The 16,620-nt window shown below is 61.8% G+C and carries 15 protein-coding genes and 1 rRNA gene; 4 read left to right on the top strand and 12 right to left on the bottom strand.

Annotated elements, in window-relative coordinates:
- Window positions 1-10 precede the first annotated feature (10 nt).
- The 7 genes from PC358_RS12560 to PC358_RS12530 all read right to left on the bottom strand — a co-directional run bounded on the left by PC358_RS12560 (window position 11) and on the right by PC358_RS12530 (window position 7,168).
- The gene (locus tag PC358_RS12560; RefSeq protein ID WP_033700295.1) at window positions 11-376 is read right to left on the bottom strand and encodes a Na+/H+ antiporter subunit G; all 366 of its coding nucleotides are present in this window, start codon (window positions 374-376) and stop codon (window positions 11-13) included.
- A complete protein-coding gene (locus tag PC358_RS12555; protein ID WP_003259015.1) occupies window positions 373-651 on the bottom strand; it encodes a K+/H+ antiporter subunit F in 279 nt (92 codons plus the stop codon). Before PC358_RS12555 ends, PC358_RS12560 begins: the two co-directional genes overlap by 4 nt.
- On the bottom strand, window positions 648-1,136 hold the full coding sequence (locus PC358_RS12550) for a Na+/H+ antiporter subunit E (RefSeq protein ID WP_033700293.1): 489 nt from the start codon (window positions 1,134-1,136) through the stop codon (window positions 648-650). The genes PC358_RS12555 and PC358_RS12550 overlap by 4 nt, the downstream gene beginning before the upstream one ends.
- Window positions 1,133-2,812 carry a monovalent cation/H+ antiporter subunit D gene (locus PC358_RS12545; protein ID WP_033700290.1) on the bottom strand — a complete coding sequence of 560 codons (1,680 nt, stop codon included), beginning with the start codon at window positions 2,810-2,812 and terminating at the stop codon, window positions 1,133-1,135. The genes PC358_RS12550 and PC358_RS12545 overlap by 4 nt, the downstream gene beginning before the upstream one ends.
- Entirely contained in the window at window positions 2,809-3,153 is a 345-nt protein-coding gene (locus tag PC358_RS12540; protein ID WP_003250128.1) for a Na+/H+ antiporter subunit C, read from the bottom strand. The genes PC358_RS12545 and PC358_RS12540 overlap by 4 nt, the downstream gene beginning before the upstream one ends.
- The gene (locus PC358_RS12535; RefSeq protein WP_033700288.1) at window positions 3,153-6,068 is read right to left on the bottom strand and encodes a monovalent cation/H+ antiporter subunit A; all 2,916 of its coding nucleotides are present in this window, start codon (window positions 6,066-6,068) and stop codon (window positions 3,153-3,155) included. The genes PC358_RS12540 and PC358_RS12535 overlap by 1 nt, the downstream gene beginning before the upstream one ends.
- A 149-nt stretch (window positions 6,069-6,217) precedes the next feature.
- Complete coding sequence (locus PC358_RS12530; protein WP_033700287.1) at window positions 6,218-7,168, bottom strand: DMT family transporter; 951 nt, start codon at window positions 7,166-7,168, stop codon at window positions 6,218-6,220.
- Between the two features lie 83 nt (window positions 7,169-7,251).
- Between PC358_RS12530 and PC358_RS12525 the strand changes: the two genes are divergently transcribed.
- Window positions 7,252-7,815: a helix-turn-helix domain-containing protein gene (locus PC358_RS12525; RefSeq protein ID WP_033700285.1), complete on the top strand. Its 564-nt coding sequence runs from the start codon at window positions 7,252-7,254 to the stop codon at window positions 7,813-7,815.
- Window positions 7,816-7,864: 49 nt separating this feature from the next.
- On the opposite strand, the gene PC358_RS12520 is transcribed toward PC358_RS12525, so the two are convergent.
- Window positions 7,865-8,419 (bottom strand): cysteine hydrolase family protein, encoded by a 555-nt coding sequence (locus PC358_RS12520; protein ID WP_033700282.1) that lies wholly within the window; start codon window positions 8,417-8,419, stop codon window positions 7,865-7,867.
- A gap of 174 nt (window positions 8,420-8,593) precedes the next feature.
- Here PC358_RS12520 and PC358_RS12515 point away from each other — a divergent pair, with 174 nt between their 5' ends.
- A complete protein-coding gene (locus PC358_RS12515) occupies window positions 8,594-8,974 on the top strand; it encodes an antibiotic biosynthesis monooxygenase (RefSeq protein WP_033700280.1) in 381 nt (126 codons plus the stop codon).
- On the opposite strand, the gene PC358_RS12510 is transcribed toward PC358_RS12515, so the two are convergent.
- Both PC358_RS12510 and PC358_RS12505 read right to left on the bottom strand, forming a co-directional pair.
- Complete coding sequence (locus PC358_RS12510) at window positions 8,953-9,723, bottom strand: alpha/beta hydrolase family protein (protein WP_033700278.1); 771 nt, start codon at window positions 9,721-9,723, stop codon at window positions 8,953-8,955. The genes PC358_RS12515 and PC358_RS12510 overlap by 22 nt on opposite strands.
- A complete protein-coding gene (locus tag PC358_RS12505; protein ID WP_033700276.1) occupies window positions 9,707-10,819 on the bottom strand; it encodes a DUF3182 family protein in 1,113 nt (370 codons plus the stop codon). The genes PC358_RS12510 and PC358_RS12505 overlap by 17 nt, the downstream gene beginning before the upstream one ends.
- A 237-nt stretch (window positions 10,820-11,056) precedes the next feature.
- On the opposite strand from PC358_RS12505, the gene PC358_RS12500 reads away from it, so the two are divergent.
- Window positions 11,057-12,865 carry an aminopeptidase P family protein gene (locus PC358_RS12500; RefSeq protein WP_033700274.1) on the top strand — a complete coding sequence of 603 codons (1,809 nt, stop codon included), beginning with the start codon at window positions 11,057-11,059 and terminating at the stop codon, window positions 12,863-12,865.
- Window positions 12,866-12,922: 57 nt separating this feature from the next.
- On the opposite strand, the gene PC358_RS12495 is transcribed toward PC358_RS12500, so the two are convergent.
- On the bottom strand, window positions 12,923-13,204 hold the full coding sequence (locus PC358_RS12495; RefSeq protein WP_033700272.1) for a hypothetical protein: 282 nt from the start codon (window positions 13,202-13,204) through the stop codon (window positions 12,923-12,925).
- Between the two features lie 190 nt (window positions 13,205-13,394).
- On the bottom strand, window positions 13,395-14,282 hold the full coding sequence (gene rhtA, locus PC358_RS12490; RefSeq protein WP_033700271.1) for a threonine/homoserine exporter RhtA: 888 nt from the start codon (window positions 14,280-14,282) through the stop codon (window positions 13,395-13,397).
- Window positions 14,283-15,034: 752 nt separating this feature from the next.
- On the opposite strand from rhtA, the gene PC358_RS12485 reads away from it, so the two are divergent.
- Window positions 15,035-16,571, top strand: a 16S ribosomal RNA gene (locus PC358_RS12485).
- The last annotated feature ends 49 nt before the right edge of the window (window positions 16,572-16,620 follow it).

Genomic DNA, 16,620 nt, shown 5'->3' with positions numbered 1-16,620 from the left:
CTGCACGCTGTCAGTGGCCGCGGTCGCCGCCGCTGCTGACTTCCTCGGGCACCGCTTCTTTCGACATGCGCTTGCGAAACAGCGCAGCCCTGGCCAGCAAGAGCGTGGTGACCGGTACGGTGATCGACAGCAGTATCGGGATCAACCAGGCGTGCAGGATGGGCGCTTCCTTGAGCCACGAGAAGTAGATGATCGAGGCCAAGGCCACGCACCATGCGCCGAGGGTCGAGGCCAGCGCGGGTGGGTGCATGCGCTGGAAGTAATCCTTCAGGCGCAGCAGGCCCACGGCACCGATCAGGGCAAACAGGCTGCCGATCAGCAGCAGCGCGGCAGTGACCAACTCCAGCCAGAAGGGCAGTGCTAGCGTTTCGGTCATTCGATCACCTCACCACGAAGCAGGAACTTGGCCAGGGCGAACGAGCCGACAAAGCCGAACAACGCAATCAGCAGCGCACCTTCGAAGTAGGTGTCACTTGCATAGCGAATCCCCAGTACCAGCATGGTCAGCATGGCCAGGATATACAGGTAGTCCAGCGCCAGGACCCGGTCCTGGGCGGACGGGCCGCGGAACAACCGGATCAGCGCCAGGGCCATGGCCAGGGCGAAGATGAACAGGCTGGCGAGTACAGCGTTGGCGAGCAGGCCTGTCATTGGAAAATCTCCATCAGCGGGCGTTCATAGGTGGCCTTGAAGTGCTCGATGAAGGCGGCTTCATCCTCCAGGTCGAACACATGCAGCAGCAGCACGCTGCGGTCCAGTGCCAGCTCGGACCAGACCGTACCCGGTACCACCGTGGTGATCATCGAAAGCGCGGCCAGGCCATGGGCATCACGCAGGGCCAGCGGGATGTGCACGAATGCCGAGCGCGGCGGCTGTTTGCCGGCGCGCAGCACGCCACGGGCCACCAGCAGGTTGGACACAATCACATCAAGGCCTACCCGGCCAATCAGCTTGGCAATCACCAGTGGGCGCCGCACATGGGCATGCTGGGGGCGTAGGGGTGCCATCAACAGCGGTGCAAGGATGCCGAGCAGGGCAGCGAGCAGCAGGTTGCCGGCGCTGACCGACAGGTTCAGCAGCAACCACAGGCCAAACAGCGACACCGACAGCAGCGGGGCGGGGAACAGACGGTTCATGGCTGCAGCTCCACGTCGAGGGAGGTCGGGCCAGGGATCGGTTGGGCAGCCATCACCGCTTTTATGTAGGTGTCCGGCGCCTGCAGGCTGGCAGCCGTGTCCTGGGTGTAGCGCAGCAACGGCTCGGCTTTGAAGCTGAGGATGATGCACAGCCCAAGCAGGATGACGATCGGCAGGCACTCATAGCGACGCAGCACAGGCGAGGGGCGCTCCTCGGGCTTCCAGAAGCGCTGAATACCTACGCGGCCAAAGGCGATCAGCGATGCCATGCCGGAAAGTACAAGCAATGCCACCAGGCCCCAGCCAGCTGTTGTCAGCGGTTGCTCCGGCGCTATGCCCAGCCCCAGCGGGTTGAACAGCGCACTGATCAGGTTGAGTTTGCCGACGAAGCCCGAAAGCGGCGGCATGCCGATGATCAGCAACGCACAGGCGATGAAGCTCAGGCCGAGGAAGGCCATGGTCCATGGGATGATCTGGCCGATCACGACCTTTTGTTCATCATCGAGGTTGATGCCCTTGGGCGGGTGCAGCGACTCCAGGGGCGAAGGCATGGCGTCTTCTTCTTCATCCAGCGGCACTTCGTTGGCCGAGCGCGAGCGCTCGACCAGCTCGGCGAGCAGGAACAGGGCGCACAGCGCCAGGGTCGAGTTGACCAGGTAGAACAATGCCGCGCCGGTGAGCACCGGTTGGGCAAAACCGACGGCCGCGAGCAGCGTGCCGGCGGAGACCAGGATGCTCAGGGCAGCCATGCGTTCCAGGCGTTGTGCGGCCAATATCGATACGGCGGCCACCGCCAGGGTGACCAGGCCGCCGTAAACCAGCCACTCGCCACCGAAGTGCGCCGAGGCGCCGGCTTGCCCGGAGAACAGCAGCGTCCACAGGCGCAGCACGGCATACAGGCCGACCTTGGTCATGATGGCAAAAAGCGCGGCAACCGGTGCGCTGGCCGAGGCGTAGGCAGGCACCAGCCAGAAGTTGAGGGGCCATATGCCGGCCTTGGCCAGAAACGCCATGGCCAGTATCGCGGCGCCTGCGTGCAGCAAGCCGCGATCGGCCTCCGGCACCAGCGGGATCTTCAGCGCCAGGTCGGCCATGTTCAAGGTGCCTGTCACGCCATAGAGCATCGCCGCGCCCACCAGAAACAACGACGAAGCGAACAGGTTGATGGCGATATAGTGCAGGCCGGCCCTGACCCTTGCGCGGCCCGAACCGTGCAGCAGCAAGCCATAGGAGGCTGCGAGCAGCACCTCGAAGAACACGAACAAGTTGAACAGGTCGGCCGTCAGGAATGCACCGTACAGCCCCATCAGCTGGATCTGGAACAGTGCGTGGAAGCTGGCACCGGCGCTGTCCCAGCGGGCGCGGGCAAACAGCAGGGCGCTGAAGCCGATGATGCCGGTCAGGGTCAGCAGCAATGCCGAAAGATGGTCGACTACCAACACGATGCCGAACGGTGCCGGCCAGTTGCCTGGCAGGTACACACCGATCGATTCGGCCTGGCCCTGGGTGCGCACCCACAGCAGCAGGCTGACCGCGATGGCCAGGCCGGCGAAGGTGGACAGCAGGTTCAGTTGCGCCTTGATGCGCCGGTGTTTCTCGCCCAGCAACAGCATCACCGCAGCGGTGATGAGGGGCAGCAGGATGGGGGCGACGATCAGTTGACTCATGCCACTCATTCGTCACGCTCCCGGCCATCCACATGGTCGGTGCCGGTCAACCCGCGTGAGGCCAGCAGCACCACCAGGAACAGTGCGGTCATGGCGAAGCTGATGACGATGGCAGTCAGTACCAGGGCCTGGGGCAGGGGGTCGGTGTAGTGCAGCAAGTCCTGGGTCACGCCGTCCTTGATGATGGGCTCCTTGCCGATGAACAGGCTGCCCATGCTGAAGATGAACAGGTTGACGCCGTACGACAGCAGGCACAGGCCCATGATCACCTGGTAGGTCCGTGGGCGCAGGATCAACCAGACCCCCGAGGCGGCCAGTACGCCGATGGCGACTGCAATGACTTCTTCCATCAGGCGGCTCCTGCTTGGCTGGATTTCGACGGGTTGCCCGGGCGGTAGGCGCGCACCGACTGGTGCGCCAGGGCAGTGAGGATCAGCAGGGTCGAGCCGACCACCACGGTGTACACGCCGATATCGAAGAACAGCGCGCTGGCCACGTGCACATCCCCCAGCACGGGCAGGTGCAGGTGTGCCGTGTGCGTGGTCAGGAACGGGTAACCCAGCAGCATGGCGCCGACCCCGGTCAGGGTCGCGCACAGCAGGCCAGTGCCCATCCAGCGCAGCGGCCGCAAGCTCATTTGCGCCTCGACCCATTGGGTGCCGGCGACCATGTACTGCAGGATGAACGCCACCGACATCACCAGGCCGGCGACGAACCCGCCGCCAGGCTGGTTGTGGCCGCGCATGAACAGGTACATCGATACCAGCAGGGCGATTGGCAGCAGCAGCCGCACCAGCACCGCAGGCACCATCATGAAGCCCAGCGCGGTGTCTGTGGCGTGACGCGGGTTGATCAGGTCTGTGACCACGTCGGGCGCCAGCTGGCGCTGCTGGGCGGGCAACTGCATGCTCTCCTTGGGCGGGCGGAAGCGTCGCAGCAGGGCGAACACGGTCAGGGCCACGGCGACCAGCACGGTGATTTCACCGAGGGTGTCGAAGCCACGGAAGTCGACCAGCATCACATTGACCACATTGGTACCGCCCCCTTGCGGCAGGGCGCGGCTCAGGTAGAACGAGGAAATGTCGTTGGGCGTTGGCCGGGTGAGCATGGCGTACGACAGCACCGCCATGCCGCCACCCACCAGCACCGCCAGCAGCAGGTCGCGCAGGCGGCGCATGCGGGCGCGCTCCAGGCTGCCCGGCAGCGGTGATACGCCTTCGATACGGCGCGGCAGCCAGCGCAGGCCGAGCAGGATCAGTACAGTGGTGACCACTTCCACGACCAGCTGGGTCAAGGCCAGGTCGGGCGCCGAGAACCAGACGAAGGTGATGCAGGTCATCAGGCCGCAGACGCTGACCATGATCAAGGCGGCCAGACGGTGGTATTTGGCCTGGTAGGCGGCGCCGATGGCGCAGGCGATGGCGATCAGCCAGAGTGCGACGAACACGCCGGAACCAGGGATTTTCGGGCGCTCACCCCAGGTCAGCCCGCTGTACAGCATGGGCGTGAGGCCGGCCAGGAAGGCCGCCAGTACCAGCATGAACAACTGCGATTGCAGGCGGCGCGTGGTCAGCAAGCCTTCGATTCGGCGGGCCAGCAGCATCAGGCGCACTAGGCCGTGCTCGAACAAGCGCTTGCCGTTGAACCGCTCGATCAGTGGTGGGTAGGGGAAGCGGCCCATGCGCAGTTGCTTGCGCAGCAGCAGGTAGAGCACGATGCCGCCGCTCATGGCGACCAGGCTCATGATCAGTGGCGCATTCCAGCCGTGCCAGATGGCCAGGCTGTATTCCGGTAGCGTACCGCCCACCACCGGCAGGGCCGCCGCAGCCAGCAACGGGCCGACCGACTGGGCAGGGAAGATGCCTACCACCAGGCAGGTGAGCACCAGCAGTTCGACCGGCGCGCGCATCCAGCGGGGTGGTTCGTGAGGTGTGTGGGGCAGGTCCTGGGCGGTTAGCCCGAAGAAGACATCGACGGTAAAGCGCAGTGCGTAGGCCACGCTGAAGGTACCGGCCAGCGTGGCGATCACCGGGAGGGCGGCTTCGACCCAGGCCGTGGAGCTGATGAACACTGTTTCTGCGAAGAACATCTCCTTGGACAGGAAGCCGTTCATCAGCGGCACGCCGGCCATCGAGGCGCTGGCCACCATGGCCAGGGTGGCGGTGTAGGGCACCAGGCGGATCAGGCCGCTGAGGCGCCGGATATCGCGCGTACCGCTCTCGTGGTCGATGATGCCGGCGGCCATGAACAGCGAGGCCTTGAAGGTGGCATGGTTGAGGATGTGGAAGACGGCGGCGACCGCCGCCAGCGGGCTGTTCAGGCCCAGCAGCAGGGTGATCAGGCCCAGGTGGCTGATGGTGGAATACGCCAGCAGGCCCTTGAGGTCGTTCTGGAACATCGCGGCAAAGGCGCCGAGCAGCAGCGTGATGGCGCCAGCCCCGCCGACGATCCAGAACCACTCCTCGCTGCCTGACAGCACAGGCCAGAGCCGCGCCAGCAGAAACACCCCGGCCTTTACCATGGTTGCCGAGTGCAGGTAGGCGGACACAGGGGTCGGCGCCGCCATCGCGTGGGGCAACCAGAAGTGGAACGGAAACTGCGCACTCTTGCTCAGGGCGCCGATCAGGATCAGTGGCAGCAGCACCGGGTACAGTGCGTGCTGGCGGATAACGTCACCCGCGGCCAGCACCTTGTCCAGGTCGTAGCTGCCGACCACGTGGCCCAGCAGCAAGGCACCCACCAGCAGGCACAGGCCGCCGGCACCGGTCACCATCAGCGCCATGTAGGCGCCGCGGCGGGCGTCGGCGCGATGGTGCCAATAACCGATCAGCAGGAAGGAGAAAACGCTGGTCAGCTCCCAGAAGAACACCAGCTGGATCAGGTTGCCAGAGATCACCAGGCCCAGCATGGCGCCCATGAACGCGAGGAAGAAGGCGAAGAAACGCGGCACCGGGTCTTGCGGTGACATGTAGTAGCGGGCATACAGCGACACCAGTGTGCCGATGCCCAGTACCAGCAGCGAGAACAGCCAGGCGAAGCCGTCCATGCGCAGCACAAGGTTCAAACCCAGGCTGGGCAGCCAGAGGAATTCCTCGCGAATCACGCCACCGTGGGCGACCTGAGGGTACAGCAGTGCTACCTGGACCGTACCGACCAAGGCGACGAGCCCCGCCAATATGGACTCGGCGTTACGTGCGTTGTGCGGCAGCACGGCTGCCAGGCAACTGCCCACGAACGGCAGAAGCAATAGCACTATCAAGGACATAGCGTTCTATTCTGGAGAGGTTTGCAAGGATCATACGTGCCGATCAGTTGATCACCAACACGCAAGCTGTCGCAGAATCGTACAAATACGCTGTGACAAGGTGTTTTTTTATAACAGTTTTTTACAAAGCATAGCTGGAGTTGGCCGCTTTACAGGCCGGCTTGCTGCTCGCGTTCGGCCTGTGCTTCGCGTGCCTCGGCGTCTTCGCGGGGGCGGCGCACCTTCAGTTCGCTGACCACCACTGCGATCACGATCAGCAGCCCGCCGATCAATGCAACGCCAGGCAGGCGCTCGCCGGCGAGGCGCCCGACGATCCCGGCCCACACCGGCTCGCCGGCATAGATCAGGGTGGCGCGGGTGGGCGAAACCGACTTCTGTGCCCAGTTCATCGCTACCTGGATCACGGCGCTCATGGCGCCAAGCCCCAGGGCACTGGCCAGCAGCAGCCAGGAGAAGTCGGGGATGCGTTCCTGGGTCGGTACGATCATCAGGAACGACAGCAACGAGGCGGTCGCCAGCTGCACCACGGTTACACGGCGCACATCGACCTGGCCGGCATAGCGGCTGATCAGGATGATTTCGCCAGCAATGGCGATGGCGCTGACCAGGGTCACTATCTCGCCTTCGCTGAAGTGCAAGGTGCCGCCCTCTGGCCCGGCCAGCAGCATCAAGCCGCAGAATGCCAGGCAGATGCCAATGCTTGGCATCAGGCCGGGCCGGCGGCCGAGCACCAGCCATTGCAGCAGCGGCACGAAGGGCACATATAGCGCGGTAATGAAGGCTGACTGGCTGCTGCTGATGGTTTGCAGGCCCATGGTCTGCAAACCGTAGCCCAGCATGATCGACGCGCCGATCAGCACGCCGGCCTTGAGCTCGGTAAGCGTCAGCCCCGGCAGTGCACGCGCCGAGACCACCCCCACGAACAACGCCGCCGCAGCGAAACGCAGGCCGACGAAGAACATCGGGCCGCTTACCGTCATCACGTTATGCACCAGCAAGAAGGTGCCGCCCCACAGCATGGTGATGAAGACCAGCACCAGTTCAGCCTTGCTCAGGCGAAAAGAGACGGCAGTGTTCGGTTTGCGGCTGGGGTGGGTCATGGTCTTGCACACTCGGAGGGGCCGGCGCACAATCTGCGCAAAGTGGGCAGTATACTGCGCAGCCACGATCAGCGAGCAACAACGTGCACAAAAATCCCACACACCGCGCCTCGGTGCTGCAGCATGTCAGCCTCAACGTTCGGCGCCTGCGTAACGCAGCCGGTATGAGCCAGTCGGCCCTGGCCGAGCGCTCTGGCGTCAGCCGGCGGATGCTGGTGGCGATCGAGGCGGGTGAGAAGAATGTCAGCCTCACCACCCTCGATCTGATTGCCGAAGCCCTCGGCGTAGCATTCAGTACCTTGATCCAGGCGCCTGAGCAGCGCGACCCGAGCCGTATCGATGAACTGGCCTGGGCTGGCGAACATCCGCAAAGCAAGGCGGTGCTGCTGGGTAGCAGCACCGCCCGGCGTGAGGTCGAGCTTTGGGAATGGACGTTGGCGCCGGGCGAGTGCTACCTCAGCGAGGCGGATGCCGATGGCTGGAGCGAGCAGATCTATGTGGCCGAAGGGCAGCTCACACTGGTCATCGAAGACGCCGAGCACCGCTTGCAGGTCGGCCAGTTTCATGTGTTCCCCAGCAACTGCCGTTATGCCTATCGCAATGATGGCGCCGTGGCTGTGCGCTTTGTCCGCAACGTGGTGATCTGACCCTTGCAGGAGCGGCCTTGCGTCGCGAAAGGGGCGCAGTTCACAAGCGTCAAGCCTTGGGGGGCAACAGGTCGTCGGTCTTCACCACCTTGGCATAGGCAAATGCCAGTGCAGCCATCGCCGAGTCGTGCACATGGGCCGCCGGCACCTGTTTACCATTGAAATCCAGGGGCAGGGTGGCGCAGGCATCGTGGGCCACGGTCACTTCGTAGCCAAAATCGGCGGCGGCTCGGGTTGCTGCATCGATGCACATATGGCTCATGCTGCCGACGATGGTCAACGCCTGAACCCCATGCTGGTCCAGCGTATCCTTGAGGCCGGTGCCGAGAAACGCATTGACCTTGTGCTTGAGTACCACGGGTTCGCCGGTCACGGGCTCGACCTTGGCATGGATGGCCGCCCCTGGTGACTGCGGCGTGAAGAACGGCGCATCGGCGCTTTCGAATTCATGCCGCACATGCACCACCAGGTCGCCCCGGTCGCGTGCGGCGGCCAGCAGCCGGGCGGCGTTGTCGGCTGCCTGCTCGGCGCCGTCGAGGGTCCATTTGCCACCGGGGAAATAGTCGTTCTGGATGTCGATGATGATCAGCGCTTGCTTGCTCATGTTGCCTCCTGCGGCGGTAGTCGTTGAATGACCATAGCGTGTGTACATCGACCTGAGGGTTCAACTGCAGCGCTTTTGCGTTTTCTGACGAAAAAACCACTTGACCTTGACTTAGCTTGAGGTTTTACCCTGCTCACCATCACGCTGATAGCGTCCAGAGCAAGGAGACTGTTCATGAGGGCGACGCCTCACTCTCTGTGGTTTACCCAGATGATCGAATATGAAGTCCCGGCCATGCGCCAGGTGGCATTGGCCCAGGCGTTGGTGGCGCGCAGCGAGGAACTGGCAACGCGCTGTGAAGGCTTGCAGGGCGTGAGCATCCAGGCCAGTGACGATGGCAGCCGGGTCTTGCAGTATCTGCAATGGCAATCGCGGCAGGCTTGGGCGGCAGCTGCGGCTGACTTCGCCGAGGAGCCTTTCTTCGACCTGCTGTGCCAGCATCAGGCGCGCGGCGTCAACTTTGCTGCCTACCAGACATTGCGCAGCCTCGTACGTGGCGCCGATGGTGGCCTGCACTGCCAGGTCGGCGAGCCTCAGGCATACCAGGGCGCGTAGTGCGGGTAGCGATCCAGGCGCGCGCCTACGACCATTTCGCCGATCCAGGAGGCAAGGATCGAACTGTAGGCTTTCTGGCTCTCTTCGCTGGACAGCGCGTGGTCGGCACCGTCGACGATGCGGTGGGTCAGCGAATGGGCGCTGACGAACGCCGAGCGGTAGCTCATCAGTGTACTGTGGGGCACATAGTCGTCTTGTTCAGACTCCACAAGTAATACATCACCACCGAATTCCGCGCACGCGGCCAGGGCACGGTTGTCCGTCGGGCCAAGCGGGCGTTTGCGGTAGGCGTTAAGCCGCTGCCGATCAAGGGTTTGCTTGGGGTTATCCCACTCGTCGTCCCAGTACATGGCGGGTACCCGCAGTGCCAGCCATTTCACTGGCCGCAGCCGGGTCAGCAGAGTGGCCAGGTAGCCACCGTAGCTGCTGCCGATGATGGCGATGGCACTGCTGTCCACGGACGGGTGGCTGACCAGGCGGTCGTAGGCGGCCAGCAAGTCGTTGAGGTTCTGTTCGCGGGTGACGGTCAGGCGCTGGCTTTCGGTCTTCTCGTGCCCGCGCAGGTCGAAGGTCATGCACACGCAGCCCAGCCCGGTGATATGCCGGGCGCGGGCCAGGTCGCGTTGCTGGCTGCCGCCCCAGCCGTGGACGAAGAGTATGCCTGGCATCTTGCTGCCAGGGCTGACCAGGGTGCCGACGATGGTGTCGTTCTCGACCTGCAGTTCGATGGTTTCACTCTGAATGGTCATGTTCGCGAATCCGTGCATATTTGCTGAGTTGTCCGAGTTCACTGTCGATTCCTTGGTAAAAGAGGGTGGCGTCAGTGGGCAGGTCGGGCGTACCGAACACTTCATGGGTGGAAGCGCGAACCCGTTGCAGGGCGGGGTCATCGGCGAAGGCCTGCAGGGCCAGCAGTTCTGCACTGCTGGCACCCCCTAGGCGCCAGGACTGTTCAAGCACGCCGCTGCGCACATGGCCTTGGGCGGTGGTGCCGCGCGCGATGTCGTAGTTGCGCCTTGATGCGACGAAGCCCGGGAAGTGCTGCTCGGCCGCCCGTTCGTAGGCCATGGCCTGGTTGATCGCCAGGCGCAGGTGGTCTTCCAGTGGCAGTTGCAGCAGTGCCTGATAGTCACCGCGCACCACGATCAGGTCGGAGCCGCCATAAACCTCTGTGCCTTGATGGTCGTGGGTCAGCTGCTGGGTGCCGTGGTAGCTGCAGGTCAGGCCGGCGACCCGCACTTGGCCGACACTGAAGGTCTGTACCTCGCTCAGGTCTTCTTCAAGTACCAGGCCCCACACTGCCAGGGCCTGATCATCCATGTCGGCCAGCAAAGGCTCCAGCGCATCCGCTGTATCGATTACCTGTTGCCCGCGGCCGGCGCAAGCCAATACCGGCTTGATGCGCACTGGGCCGTCGAGCAGCAGCAAGCGTGCCGCAGTGCGGGCATCGGTTTTGCTGAACACGGTGTAGCCCCGCAGCAACGCATCGCTGGCCTGCAGGGCGAAGGCGTCGGTCCAGCCTGGCGGGAAGCTGGCGTCGGCCGGCAGCGGATGGGAGATCGCCTTGGTCGCCATGTAGGGATAGGCGACCAACCCGCCGAACAGGTCCTGCTCGGTACGGATACCCAGCGCGGCATGGCGCTGTGGGTCGACCAGCGTTTCGGTCGGTACATAGTAGTAGCGGTCTGCAGCAGTGGCAGGTGCGGCAGGGTCTAAGCGTGGGCAGCCCAGCAGTTGTGCCAGGCCATCGGCGAGCTTGAGGTGGGCGGCATGTTCGTGGTCGGGCGTGTGCTCGCGGGTGTCGAGCAGCACAACGCCGGTTTTCGAGTCGCAGGCAGCGGGCATAAGGGTTGGCCTGTCTGCAATGAATGTACTGTGTGTGAATCCGTCGTTTTGGGGAAGTTCATCGGGATGTGATCGGCGGTCCGTGCGACTCTGTAGGGTCAGTTGTAGGAAACGTCTTGATTGCAGAGGGCGTGCCGGGCATTGCATGCCGTTAGCCGGTCGCCGCGATTGCAGGGCTCGGGTGGCTGTTCCATTATCGACAGCCTGGATTAGCCAAGATGTTTCGCAGGAGTGCGCATGAACGTTCAGACCACGATTGAGCAGAGTGTGCCGGAGCGCCTGATGCAGGTGCGCCAGGCAATGGCCGCAGAGGGCATCGATGCGCTGCTGGTGCCATCGGCCGATCCCCATCTTTCCGAATACCTGCCCGGCTTCTGGCAGGGGCGCCAATGGTTGTCCGGTTTCCACGGCTCTGTCGGCACGCTGGTGGTCACGGCGGGCTTTGCCGGGCTCTGGGTCGACAGCCGCTACTGGGAGCAGGCTGAAAACGAGCTGGCCGGCAGTGGCATCGAACTGATGAAGCTGCTGCCAGGCAAGCCGGGCGCGTTGGAGTGGCTGGGTGAGCACATCGCGCCGAAGGGGGCCGTTGCCGTGGACGGTGCCGTCATGGCCCTGGCGTCGGCGCGGCTGTTGGGCGAGCGCCTGAAGGCCCGCGAGGTAAGGTTGGTGACTGACAAGGACCTGCTCGGCAAGGTTTGGCAGGGGCGCCCGCCGTTGCCAAGCAACCCGGTCTATCAGCACTTGCCGCCACATGCGACGCAGAACCGGGCGGACAAACTCGCCCAATTGCGCGACAGCCTGAAGGCCAAGGGCGCCGACTGGCACTTCATCGCTACCCTGGATGACATTGCCTGGCTGTTCAACTTGCGCGGCAGTGATGTGTCGTACAACCCAGTCTTTGTTTCGTTCGCTCTGATCAGCCAGCAGCAGGCGACTGTGTTCGTGGGGCGCGACAAAGTCGATGATCATCTGCGCCATGTGTTGGCGGTAGACGGCATTGAGGTGCGTGACTACGCCGATATAGGTCAGGTCCTGGGTGCGGTGCCCTCAGGGAGCCGGCTGTTGCTCGACCCGGCGCGAGTCACTTGCGGCCTGCTGGAAAACCTGAGCCCTGGGGTGGAACTGGTCGAGGGGATCAACCCCACTACCCTGAGCAAGTCGTGCAAGCGTGAGGAGGACCTTGTGCACGTTCGCCGGGTCATGGAGCAGGATGGCGCCGCCTTGTGCGAGTTCTTCGCCTGGCTGGACGCAAACCTGGGCCGGGAGGTCATTACCGAGTTGACGGTCGATGAGCAACTGAGCGCCGCGCGTGCCCGACGCCCCGACTTCGTGTCGTTGAGCTTCTCGACCATTGCGGCCTTCAACGGCAATGGTGCGATGCCTCATTACCGCGCCACCGAGCAGTCGCATGCCACGCTCGAAGGTGACGGCTTGCTGCTGATCGATTCGGGTGGGCAGTACCTGGGCGGCACCACCGACATTACCCGGATGGTGCCGGTGGGCAACCCGACGCTTGAGCAGAAGCAGGATTGCACGCGTGTGCTCAAGGGTATGATTGCATTGTCGCGGGCCACCTTCCCGCGCGGGATCCTCTCACCACTGCTCGATGCCATTGCCCGGGCACCGATCTGGGCTGATCAAGTGGACTATGGCCACGGCACCGGTCATGGGGTGGGCTACTTCATGAACGTGCACGAGGGGCCACAGGTAATCGCCTATCAGGCGGCAGCCACGCCGCAAACTGCGATGCAGGCGGGCATGATCAGCTCAATCGAGCCAGGCACCTACCGGCCGCGCGAGTGGGGCGTTCGTATCGAGAACCTGGTGGTCAGTCGTGAAGCGGGCAAGAGTGCTTTTGGTGACTTCCTGAATTTCGAGACCTTGACGCTTTGCCCGATCGATACGCGCTGCCTGTTGCCCGAGTTGCTTGCCAGGGAAGAGCTGGACTGGCTGAACGGTTACCACGCGATGGTGCGTGAGCGCCTTGCGCCTTTATTGAAAGGCGAGGCGCTGGCCTGGCTGCAGGCGCGCACCGCGTCGCTGTGATAACCGGCCAATGAAAAGGGCAGCGTTCGCGCTGCCCTTTTCAATTGCGTGTGGTCATCACTTGCAGATGACGATCATGCTGCGGCTGGTATAGCCGGCCGGGTTGATACCGAACAGGTAGTCGCCGGGTTCTTCGTCGGTGTCGCCCGAGCGCGCAATGACCTTGTAGCCACGTGAGCTGCAAGACGTCGCGGCCTTGCTGTAGCAGTTGTCCCAGGACGAGGAAAGGCCAGAACAATTGATATGCAGGCCTTTCTTACCCCTTTTGACCTCAGTCTTGGCCGTGGCGGCACATCCAGCAATAGCCAAGATGGCCAGGATGAGCAAAATACGTTTCATTCCTGTCCTTAAATGCAGGGCGGAGCAGCTGTCTGGCCCTGTCGTTATCGCTTTGGTTCTTCCTGAAGTTTCCCCAGCGTCCGTGTTCGCTCCAGTAGATAGCGTAAAGATGTTGAAGCTGTGACAGCTTAATCAGCGAGACGGGCCGCTACAATCACTATTCCCGTCACAAATGAAAATATTTCTCATATCAGTCGGCGGCGACGGGTGGGGTGGGCGTCTGTCGCATGGACAGCGTGGTGCCTACCGATGCGACGATGATCGCCAGAATTGCCAACCATTGGGTGGTACTGAGTACTTCGCCGAGAAACAGCAGGCCGGACAGCGCGCCAAAGGCCGGTTCGATACTCATCAGCGTGCCGAAGGTGCGTGCAGGCATGCGTGTCAGGGCGACCATTTCCAGGCTGTAGGGCAGGGCGGTGGACAGTACCGCGACAGCCAAGGCCATTGGGATCACGGCTGGGGTGAGCAAGGCGCTGCCGGCGTGGATTACGCCGATAGGGGCAACGAACAGGGCGGCGACGACTACCCCGAGTGCGGCACTCTGGATGCCGTGCTCGGCGCCGGCGCGTTGGCCAAACAGGATATACAGCGCCCAGCACACGCCTGCCCCCAATGCGTAGGCGGCGCCCACCGGGTCAAGTGCTTGCCCACCATCGCCTGCCGGCAGCAATAGCAACAGGCCAACAATCGCCAGGGCGATCCAGAGGAAGTCGATCGGGCGGCGCGAAGAGCAGATCGCCACGGCCAGGGGGCCGGTAAATTCCAGTGCCACGGCAATGCCGATAGGTACCGTCTGCAGAGACATATAGAAGAGGAAGTTCATGCCGCCGAGTGCCATGCCATAGATGATGACATTGCGCAGGGTGTTGGCGGTCATGCGGACACGCCATGGGCGCAGGATCAGCAGCATGATGATGCTGGCGAAGATCAGGCGCAGCGCGGTGGTGCCCTGAGCGCCGATGATAGGGAACATGCTTTTGGCCAGTGACGCACCGGATTGTATCGATGCCATGGCGATGAGCAGCAGGCCGATGGGAAAGAGCGTGGCGGCCAGGCTGCGGGCTTGGGTGTTCATTTATGTGCGGCGATCCTTGAGCAGGCGTGGGTGTGCACTATAGTGCGCACTTGTGGGGCTGCGGGGCAATGGGTTATTGGGTGTAAGGGTGGTGGCCGCGCGCCAATCCCTCACCAATAACTGGCCCGAAACAAATGTAGGAGCGGCCTTGCGTCGCGATGCGCCGCGCGGGCGGCGCTCGATCTCATAGGCGCCGAAAGGGTAATGGCGGGCACCTGTCAGCCTTGATGCGGTCTTTTCTGCGGTTATTTCACTTTAATGAACATTAAGGGTTGACGCGATTTCGAATCCCCTTATAATGCGCCCCACTTCCAGCGTAGTCGGAACGAAAAGCTCCTTGAGATTCAACGAGTTAAATAGTCAAGACGAAGTTTGAAGGGCTCCGATCGAAAGATCGTCAGCGGTTAAGATGGTGGTTGACAGCGCTTCTAAACGCTGTATGATTCGCCTCCCGCTACGAGAGATCGCAGCGAGTCAAGTGTTTGAAGCTAAACGAGTTTCTCGCAAAAAACTTCAAAATAAACGCTTGACAGCAAATGAGGAAAGCGTAGAATGCGCGCCTCGGTTGAGACGAAAAGCTCTTAACCAACCGCTCTTTAACAAATTGAATCAAGCAATTCGTGTGGGTGCTTGTGAGTATGGACTGATAGTCACAAAGATTATCAGCATCACAAGTGACCATGCGAGAAATCACATAGTCATTTGAGATTGCTGAGCCAAGTTTAGGGTTTCTTAAAAACCCAAGCAGTATTGAACTGAAGAGTTTGATCATGGCTCAGATTGAACGCTGGCGGCAGGCCTAACACATGCAAGTCGAGCGGATGAGAAGAGCTTGCTCTTCGATTCAGCGGCGGACGGGTGAGTAATGCCTAGGAATCTGCCTGATAGTGGGGGACAACGTTTCGAAAGGAACGCTAATACCGCATACGTCCTACGGGAGAAAGCAGGGGACCTTCGGGCCTTGCGCTATCAGATGAGCCTAGGTCGGATTAGCTAGTTGGTGGGGTAATGGCTCACCAAGGCGACGATCCGTAACTGGTCTGAGAGGATGATCAGTCACACTGGAACTGAGACACGGTCCAGACTCCTACGGGAGGCAGCAGTGGGGAATATTGGACAATGGGCGAAAGCCTGATCCAGCCATGCCGCGTGTGTGAAGAAGGTCTTCGGATTGTAAAGCACTTTAAGTTGGGAGGAAGGGCAGTAAGCGAATACCTTGCTGTTTTGACGTTACCGACAGAATAAGCACCGGCTAACTCTGTGCCAGCAGCCGCGGTAATACAGAGGGTGCAAGCGTTAATCGGAATTACTGGGCGTAAAGCGCGCGTAGGTGGTTTGTTAAGTTGAATGTGAAAGCCCCGGGCTCAACCTGGGAACTGCATCCAAAACTGGCAAGCTAGAGTACGGTAGAGGGTGGTGGAATTTCCTGTGTAGCGGTGAAATGCGTAGATATAGGAAGGAACACCAGTGGCGAAGGCGACCACCTGGACTGATACTGACACTGAGGTGCGAAAGCGTGGGGAGCAAACAGGATTAGATACCCTGGTAGTCCACGCCGTAAACGATGTCAACTAGCCGTTGGAATCCTTGAGATTTTAGTGGCGCAGCTAACGCATTAAGTTGACCGCCTGGGGAGTACGGCCGCAAGGTTAAAACTCAAATGAATTGACGGGGGCCCGCACAAGCGGTGGAGCATGTGGTTTAATTCGAAGCAACGCGAAGAACCTTACCAGGCCTTGACATGCAGAGAACTTTCCAGAGATGGATTGGTGCCTTCGGGAACTCTGACACAGGTGCTGCATGGCTGTCGTCAGCTCGTGTCGTGAGATGTTGGGTTAAGTCCCGTAACGAGCGCAACCCTTGTCCTTAGTTACCAGCACGTTATGGTGGGCACTCTAAGGAGACTGCCGGTGACAAACCGGAGGAAGGTGGGGATGACGTCAAGTCATCATGGCCCTTACGGCCTGGGCTACACACGTGCTACAATGGTCGGTACAGAGGGTTGCCAAGCCGCGAGGTGGAGCTAATCTCACAAAACCGATCGTAGTCCGGATCGCAGTCTGCAACTCGACTGCGTGAAGTCGGAATCGCTAGTAATCGCGAATCAGAATGTCGCGGTGAATACGTTCCCGGGCCTTGTACACACCGCCCGTCACACCATGGGAGTGGGTTGCACCAGAAGTAGCTAGTCTAACCTTCGGGAGGACGGTTACCACGGTGTGATTCATGACTGGGGTGAAGTCGTAACAAGGTAGCCGTAGGGGAACCTGCGGCTGGATCACCTCCTTAATCGACGACATCAGCCTGCTGATGAGCTCCCACACGAATTGCTTGATTC

This window comes from Pseudomonas capeferrum (genome assembly GCF_000731675.1).
Lineage (GTDB): Bacteria > Pseudomonadota > Gammaproteobacteria > Pseudomonadales > Pseudomonadaceae > Aquipseudomonas > Aquipseudomonas capeferrum.
Note: the sequence above shows the minus strand (reverse complement) of the source record. Positions and strands in the feature narration are given on the sequence as shown.